This is a genomic window from Phormidesmis priestleyi ULC007 (assembly GCF_003003695.1).
Taxonomy (GTDB): domain Bacteria; phylum Cyanobacteriota; class Cyanobacteriia; order Leptolyngbyales; family Leptolyngbyaceae; genus Phormidesmis_A; species Phormidesmis_A priestleyi_A.
This window is the reverse complement of record NZ_PVWG01000094.1, coordinates 1-3,824: the sequence shown is the minus strand read 5'-3', so window position 1 is coordinate 3,824 and position 3,824 is coordinate 1. Positions and strand designations below refer to the sequence as shown.

5 protein-coding genes and 3 pseudogenes are annotated in these 3,824 nt (G+C 46.9%); 1 reads left to right on the top strand and 7 read right to left on the bottom strand.

Features of this window, described 5'->3' with window-relative positions; genetic code table 11:
- Positions 1-12: 12 nt before the first annotated feature.
- The 7 genes and pseudogenes from C7B65_RS26645 to C7B65_RS26615 all read right to left on the bottom strand — a co-directional run bounded on the left by C7B65_RS26645 (position 13) and on the right by C7B65_RS26615 (position 3,644).
- On the bottom strand, positions 13-381 hold the full coding sequence (locus tag C7B65_RS26645; RefSeq protein ID WP_073075087.1) for a helix-turn-helix domain-containing protein: 369 nt from the start codon (positions 379-381) through the stop codon (positions 13-15).
- Positions 382-486: 105 nt separating this feature from the next.
- On the bottom strand, positions 487-681 hold the full coding sequence (locus tag C7B65_RS26640) for a phosphoribulokinase (protein WP_073075090.1): 195 nt from the start codon (positions 679-681) through the stop codon (positions 487-489).
- Between the two features lie 4 nt (positions 682-685).
- Positions 686-754 (bottom strand): annotated as a pseudogene (locus tag C7B65_RS29790) (hypothetical protein); the annotation flags it as partial.
- A 274-nt stretch (positions 755-1,028) separates the two neighbouring features.
- Complete coding sequence (locus tag C7B65_RS26630) at positions 1,029-1,316, bottom strand: hypothetical protein (RefSeq protein WP_073075086.1); 288 nt, start codon at positions 1,314-1,316, stop codon at positions 1,029-1,031.
- 242 nt (positions 1,317-1,558) lie between these two features.
- Entirely contained in the window at positions 1,559-1,780 is a 222-nt protein-coding gene (locus C7B65_RS26625) for a helix-turn-helix domain-containing protein (protein ID WP_223257510.1), read from the bottom strand.
- 531 nt (positions 1,781-2,311) lie between these two features.
- A complete protein-coding gene (locus C7B65_RS26620; RefSeq protein WP_073075084.1) occupies positions 2,312-2,605 on the bottom strand; it encodes a hypothetical protein in 294 nt (97 codons plus the stop codon).
- Positions 2,605-3,644: pseudogene (locus C7B65_RS26615) on the bottom strand (IS630 family transposase). Before C7B65_RS26615 ends, C7B65_RS26620 begins: the two are co-directional and overlap by 1 nt.
- Before the next feature lie 97 nt (positions 3,645-3,741).
- Here C7B65_RS26615 and C7B65_RS26610 point away from each other — a divergent pair.
- Positions 3,742-3,824: pseudogene (locus tag C7B65_RS26610) on the top strand (IS1-like element transposase); the annotation flags it as partial.

Sequence of the window (3,824 nt, the reverse complement as noted above, 5' to 3'; positions counted from 1 at the left end):
ACTCGCTCTGTTTCAGCTTGACTGGCGTGCAGCGTTTTTTTTTCGCGTTAAGTTCAACTGTTGCAGGGTACGGCAAATGGTACTGGGACTGACCCGAATCTGAACCTGTCGGTCGAGTTGGTCACACAATTCTTGCAAGGTCGCATCGTTATCTTGTTCGACTAACTGCTCAATCAAGGGGAGTTGATTCGCTAACTTGCTGGTAAAACCGCCCGTGTGGGGTTTGGGTTCAACCGTTCCTTCGGTTTGATGACGTTTGAGCAAGAGGCGCACAAAATTGGGACTGACCTTGAATCGCTTGGCTAATTCCCGTTGCGATCCTTCTTGTTGCTCATAGGCATCCACCACTTTCTGACGCAGATCTACAGAATAAGCTTTCATCCTAAAATCCTGAGTGACAACTGCTCTACTTCTAATGTACTCCATTGAGCCGCAAACCGCTATAACTGCAACTATAAATTGAGGTGCCCAAATTCAATCACAGAGCTAGATTGGCAACCCAGCCATTAACATCTGGTCGGTTAACTCCTTCGTCCGCGCCGGATCGAGTTGCCCCCGAAATAGTAGCTTTATCTCCGCTGGTTTTGCATGAAACTGGTCTGCCAAGCCCCGCAGATCGTAACCGCGTCGCGTCAGCTTTGGCTCCACTTTCACAATCTGTAAAAATTCTTTCGCAGCCAACTTTAGTCAGTGCGTCTTGCTGAAGATCGAGGAGTTGGTCGTCAGTTGAAACACGAGCATAACCAATTAGCACGACAAAAAGTAAATAAACTCATTCATGACAAGTATATCTTGATTTTGATTTCTTTATTGGGTTACTTTATTAAGCAAATGGCGGTTTGCCATTGTGGTAAGTCGTTCTGTGACAGACTAAAGAAAACGGACGTTTTCTTTAGTCTACCTAACTCAATTTATAGTTGCAGTTAATGTGGGTTAGAGCAGATGATTGTGGGTTAGTTGCAATTAATCTGGGTTCAGTTGCAGTTAATTCGGGTTTGAGCGACCGCATAGTTGCAGTTAATGTGGGTTCAAAATCGCGATGATTGCGGGTTTGATGATTTATGATTGCGGGTCGCTACAGATAGAAGGCGTTGAATTTCCTGCTCATCCGTTAAGCCATTCAGTTCGGAGAAAAACCCGATGGCGATCGGAGCCGTTTCTTCCGCATCCGCCTCACTCACACCAGGATGCAAATACCAGAAGTCAGACCCCTGCGGATCGCGCTGCTTAATCGGATAGCCCAACTTTTGTCTCAAGGCTTCGACTCGGATCTCTGTTTCCGTAGCCGTTTTGGTACAAGTCGATTTAATAGCCATACAATTTTTGAGACGGTTGATAGGTTTGTGGACAAATTTGCAAAAATCTGTGAGTCAATTTGCACAGTAAACTATCAGCATCACCCCAAAAGATTAGGCAGCCTAAACAATTTATGTGCAGTTAGATCACCGATTGACTGCTAAAATTTGGCAAGTAAAATTAGAGACAACATCAGAAATTTGATGTCATCTAATCGCAAGATTCTGAACAACTCAATCGCTATTCTAATTAGTCAAAAACTTCAGTGAGGAAAATACTGAGTAAGTAAATCTTCTGCTCCTAGCTGCTCAAGTGTCGATTTGATTAGCTTAAGCGCGAGTTTGGAAGGGCGCGATTTTCGATTTTCCCAGCGATTGACAGTCGGGCAAGTAACTCCCAAACGTGCGGCTAGCTGCTCTTGCGTCAATTTTAGTCGCTGGCGCAAACGCACCACTAACTCAGCCATATCTTGAGTCTCATTCACGGTCTAGCTTTAACAAGTGATGTATCAAATGTAAACTTTAATTCCCCCACATCGTCATCCGTAATTACCGACTCTTTAAGTAGATAAAGCTTCTAAATATATCCGGGTGGCAATTAGATACCACTGAATAATCTAATCAAAAATCAAAACCATTAATTCTAAAAAATTCGTCCGCCACTTTTTCAGCAGCCTACGAACTGCTCACTCAACCTACTATGGCTTTCAGACTTTTCACCCTTAACCAAACCAGTTTTTCAATAACAGATTGCCTCTAGATAAATTGCAGCGAGTCGTGACAGAACACCCAACAAAGCGATCGTGATTGTTCCACTTTGCACCTAGAGAAATGCGATCAACATCCAATAGGAGTGTCTCCACTCGCTGAGGCAATCAATTGAATGGAAACATTACTGAATGCCGTCGCATCAACAGTTCGGTAGGCAACCAACCATCCTCAACGTGCAATGTTTGATGAACTCCTCCGATAACCGTTGCAGCTACTGCCAACCCATTCGCTTTTGCCCAGTTAAATCAGTCTCTAAAACCAGCAGGCGTTGCGGCATCGCTAGGTTGTGGTAGATTCCATCCCTCGACGATCGCTCGATACAGATAGCCAACCGGATTCTGGATCGCACGTCGCTGCTGCTGATGTCGTAGGTAGACAATCGCGGGCTGCACCCGATCGGGAAACTCGGAGACTGCTGTCGTTAAAGCGATCGGTAAGGGGGAGCCGGGAGAATGAGAGATTGCCTGAGCCACGGCATCAAAAAGTTCTGGGAACTTTGCGCGTTGAACGTCTGAATTCTTCCCAGAACTATACTGCATCAGGGTATAGATTGCGTATTATGAAAGGACTGAAAGCGAAGCGTTAGTAGGGAGTCTAACTCCTGCTTATGAGTCGTGTGGCATTGGTCAAGACAACTAGAAATGGCGGCTTTGAACTGAGCGAAGTCAGCATAATAGGTCGAGTACAAGCACTGCTTTTTAACAAACTTCCATAACCGCTCAATCAAATTTAAGTTGGGGGAATAAGGCGGTAGGTAGAGCAACTCAATCTGGAGCGATGCTGCAAGCTCAGTGACGAGGGCACATTTTTGATAACGGGCATTGTCCAGCACCAGGGTGATCGGGATACTCAGTCCTAACGCCGCTAGTTTTCTTAACGACTCACAAACACTCTGGGCATTGATGTAAGCATCATTTGTCACGAGGACGAGTTCGTGGGTGAGGGCATTCATCGCGGCTCAGACATTGAAGCGCTGTCGTCCTGACCCCGTTTTGACAAACAAGCGCTCGAAACCCCACAAAACCCCCAGATACGCTCCTAAAACAAAATGGGCAGCATCCCCAAAAAACACGGCTCGATTGCCGGCTTTTGCCTCTTCTAGGCGAGGCTCCAACTGGTTTTTTTATCTGCCTCTTGCGGCTCTGGGTCGGCTTTGGCGGGAAGCACGCCGACTCGTCTGCACTTCATGCCCATCCCTTGGAGAAACACTTGTACCTGGCTACGACTGCGCCGAATCCCAGTCAACGCCTCGATCTTCGCCGCTGCTTGTGCCAAGCTTTGAGGAGGATGTGCCCTGAATTGGGCTTCCAATGTGGCTTGGTGCGGCTTCAACTCACTTTGGGGTTGATAAAAGGTCAACACTTTCAGTCCAGCAATGCCCCCGGCTTGGTAGTCTTTGAGGTAACTCCGTAAGGTGTTCTGACTCACCTGTACCAGTTGAGCAATCTCCCAGTGAGGCAAACCTTGACTCTTCAAATACAAAGCTTCCATCTTGCGCTGGACTCTCGGATGGGGATGATGGAACCGTTCATAGTGCAGGGCTGCGATCTCGGCTTCGCTGAATGAGATCTCAATCAAGGGAACCTCCCGCTGTTTTCTCACGTTGTTTCTACATCAGTGAGTATACCCGAAAAGTGAAGTTTATGCCCCTACATGGTATAGGTCGCCTATGCTCCCCAATGTGAAGCAGCAGATCAGCGATATGGCGATGAATGGGAGCGGAATTCGCGATACGGCACGGGTGCTTGGGATTAGCCC

Excerpts from the sequence above, each read along its gene's own strand:
- C7B65_RS26630 (WP_073075086.1), bottom strand. The coding sequence starts at position 1,316 with ATGGCTATTAAATCGACTTGTACCAAAACGGCTACGGAAACAGAGATC.
- C7B65_RS26645 (WP_073075087.1), bottom strand. The coding sequence starts at position 381 with ATGAAAGCTTATTCTGTAGATCTGCGTCAGAAAGTGGTGGATGCCTAT.
- C7B65_RS26620 (WP_073075084.1), bottom strand. The coding sequence starts at position 2,605 with ATGCAGTATAGTTCTGGGAAGAATTCAGACGTTCAACGCGCAAAGTTC.